Source organism: Marisediminitalea sp., from assembly GCF_984433645.1.
Map to the genome: position 1 here is coordinate 1 of NZ_CFIDRX010000126.1, position 3310 is coordinate 3310.

Annotated in this window: 5 protein-coding genes; all 5 read left to right on the forward strand. The window is 40.4% G+C overall.

All coding sequences use genetic code 11. The features are described 5' to 3' along the window. The first annotated feature begins 356 nt into the window (after positions 1-356). The 5 genes from AC4MRN_RS14790 (at position 357) to AC4MRN_RS14810 (ending at position 2826) form a co-directional block, all read left to right on the forward strand. Positions 357-680, forward strand: a complete 324-nt coding sequence (locus AC4MRN_RS14790) for a hypothetical protein (RefSeq protein WP_073324475.1) — start codon at positions 357-359, stop codon at positions 678-680. A gap of 106 nt (positions 681-786) precedes the next feature. Next, positions 787-1434 carry a hypothetical protein gene (locus tag AC4MRN_RS14795; protein ID WP_491203691.1) on the forward strand — a complete coding sequence of 216 codons (648 nt, stop codon included), beginning with the start codon at positions 787-789 and terminating at the stop codon, positions 1432-1434. Positions 1435-1649: 215 nt separating this feature from the next. Continuing rightward, positions 1650-2012 (forward strand): hypothetical protein, encoded by a 363-nt coding sequence (locus AC4MRN_RS14800; RefSeq protein WP_491203692.1) that lies wholly within the window; start codon positions 1650-1652, stop codon positions 2010-2012. A gap of 80 nt (positions 2013-2092) precedes the next feature. Further along, on the forward strand, positions 2093-2377 hold the full coding sequence (locus AC4MRN_RS14805) for a hypothetical protein (RefSeq protein ID WP_370241953.1): 285 nt from the start codon (positions 2093-2095) through the stop codon (positions 2375-2377). Positions 2378-2475: 98 nt separating this feature from the next. After that, positions 2476-2826, forward strand: coding sequence for a hypothetical protein (locus tag AC4MRN_RS14810; RefSeq protein ID WP_155014800.1), 351 nt, complete (start codon positions 2476-2478; stop codon positions 2824-2826). The last annotated feature ends 484 nt before the right edge of the window (positions 2827-3310 follow it).

The window sequence follows — 3310 nt, forward strand, 5'->3', positions numbered from 1 at the left end:
CAGGCTGCCTGGTAAAACCCCAATAAGAGTCGGTGAAAAAGTAGAAATGAATAGGCTTTTCAGCGACGGTTCTGATTATGAAAAATATGTTTTTCATCGGTATGTCGATGATTAAAAATAAAATTTTCATTAATTCGCCTGAAAACTCGAATATAGAATATCGTGGGTTAAATTTTCTTGTAAGCTGGATTTCTTCGCTTAAATTTAGTTAAAGAGTTACTGCTGCCCATGGTTCATAATAAAGTTTAAAGTGAATTTGATTGAGAGTATTTTTAGTGGCCTAAGTGCACTATTACTGTTCTTTAATGTCCATCAGTTTATATTGAGTACAAAAGCGACCAACAGGAATTAAGAATATGAAAATGCTTGGAGTAGTTGGTTTTCTTCTGATATTACAAGGATGCTCTATTGTTGGTGCAGTTTTGGACAGTAAGCTTCCAGAAACCTCAAGCGACAATCAACGCCGAAACACGCAGCGACCTAGCGATGATGCATCACTTTCAGGTCTCGGAGGGGAGATTGACCTAGCGATATTAAACTACGTTATCACTGGCGAAAAACCAGAGGGAGCACCAAAACCTCAAAGCTGCAGTGACCTGTCGGGCACGGATAAGAAAAATTGCATCAATAGAGTCAACGGAATAAACGAGCATATTAGAAAGCATGTTGAAAAATACTAATGTGGCACTTAAGCGGGTAAGAGCGAGCACAAACACATTATTGCGGGATTAAGCTAAGCAAACGCGGCAGAGTGACTGCTCAAAGGCTGGGGAAGAAGAGGGATGAATGGCAACACCAGTACATAGCAAGTTAATCAATAAAGCTGCCAGGGAAGTGTTGAAACCTATTGGATTGGTAAGAAAAGGGCAGTCCCGGTTATGGTTAGACGACAACGCGTGGTGGCTAATAATGGTAGAGTTTCAGCCGTCAAGTTGGTCTAAAGGTACCTATCTCAATGTTGGAATAAGTTGGCTTTGGTACCCCAAAGATTACATGTCATTCGATATCGGATATCGAGAGAATTCATTCATAGAATTCAAGGATGAAGACTCATTTTCCAGAGATACAATTGCGTTAGCAGAGAAAGCAAAGAAATGCGTGTTTAGCCTTCGCCAATCCATGTCTTCTCCTGAGCTCGCAAAGGCTTTTGTGTTAGAGAACACCAAGGGCGGTGAGCAGAATATTTGGGGATGTCTGAATAAGGGCTTAGCTTGTTTACATGCGCTAGACTTTCAAGGCGCGCGTGTTCATTTAGAAAATGTTATTCAGTGCTCTGATGATCGAGACTGGGCTATTTCGGTTAAGGATTTTACACAGTCAATATTAAGTCTACAGCCAAAAGAACAGATAAAAGCTATTCAAAACGCAATCATACAATCTCGCAAGCTTAAAAAACTCCCGGAAATGAACGTAACGTTTGGCGCAAGTGCCTAACGAAAAGTTCCACGCCCACAGCGAACGGCGGCAACACAGGCGTTTAATTACTCCTGAGCACCTATCACAAAGACACGCGGGTAATTAAACTGTAAACAGCGTGGCTTTTTGTTCTAAATGCTAAATTAATACTCAAAGACACTTTTCGTTTAGTAAAACGTCACTATATCTGATACGTTAGCGCTATAACGTTTCTCATGAAAAAAGGAATTGAAATGAAAAACTGGGAAGACCTATCCATAATCCAAAAACTCATTATTGGTGTGGCCATAATTGCCGTTGCGGTGATTGCTCCCGAAATCGCTATGCTGCTGCAATTTGGTGGTATTGAAGTTGCGTTTGCCTTTCTGGTCTTCAGCCTTAAACCATTGCTGCATTTCGTTCAAAACTCTTATGCAAAACTAGAAAATATTGCCGCTTTGGTGGTTATAAGCTGGCGTCACAGCGCGTCTGCCAGACCTGGCGTGTTTGCATTGCAAGCCTCTTTTTGTTTCTTGGCGCTGGCTTTTACCGGCTCTTCGTTTTTCGCTGTCAGCTTTTTTATGCCTGGTTTACTGTTAAACGGTGCTCTCGTATAGCTCGTGTAAATTACTATTTCATAGCACCGCTAGCAGGCGCTAAGGAACAGGATTCTGAGGTTATATAGTCTGGTCACTCTATGAAGTTAGAACATGGCAAAAGCTACAAACGAGGGATTATTATACTATTCTTAGTATGGGCGTTATTCTCAGTGTTGCCTTTGCCAAATAGCCCAGACAATCCGGCTTTGTTGGGTTTTGCTTTATCTGTTTTAGGCGTGGTTGCCTATCAAGCCTATTCTGGCGTTGCGCTCGATCAGTTTTGGCGAGCGAGTATATCTGCAAGAATCAATAAAAATAGGTTTATTGCTACGCTTGTTTTCGAGGGCATCATCGCTGTTTTTGCCGCCACAAGAGCGTACTAGTGATAAAAGAAAAATATAGTCCTAGATTTCGGGGTAGTGGTTTTTGCCCGACATTCAGGTAATAACATCGGGACGACACTTACTCCAAGGAAATAGGAATGAACGTGAAATTAGTCAGAACTATACAGTTTTTAGCACTCTTAACGGCAATCGCTAGTGTTTGGCTCTCTGAATTTAGTAGTATCAAAGGAGCTATATTACTTACTCTTCCTTTTTGCACATTCTTCGCAACCATAAAGCCCACTGATACCAGAGACATCATTAACATAGCTGCTTTTGTTCTTTTAGCGCTAGCAGCTATATCTGCGGTTATGCTTATTGCTATCGAGCCAGACGCACAAGCTGCGATAGGCGTATTCTTGCTGCTAGCCCTTCAGTATTTGATCTCAATCGTGTTTCTTATTGCCTACTGGCGGGGGAATGGTCGTTTAGGAAACAAAAGCGTATAGCGAAATTTACCAGTTATTGAATAGCAATATATACGCATAGAATGCATTTCTTGTCTTTATGCGCCTGTGTTGCTATTTCGACCATTGGTAATGCCACTCAACCACAATAGCCTTATCTTGGAATCACTAAGGTGTAATTAAAATACGAATTTATTCACCTGTAAATGATTATTTTTAAACTATTATTTTAGTATTTATTAAATTATCAGCCTTTCAGTTATTTGCTTATTTGTTTCTTGATTTTTAATTTTTTGTAAATTAATCTGGTTTTTCTTTATTTTGGTAAGGCCAATTGTGGTGCGTTTATATTTTGTTACGGACAGAAACTGAGCTTACTGCGCCGTTAAAAATCAACTAACGACTACTGAACAGTCGAAAGGAACAGACAACATGAAACTTTTTATACTCGGGTGGCTGGTTATCTATAGTGCGTTTCTTCATGTCACTCATGCTGAAGCACAGGTGCAAAATGCGAAAAGTCTCC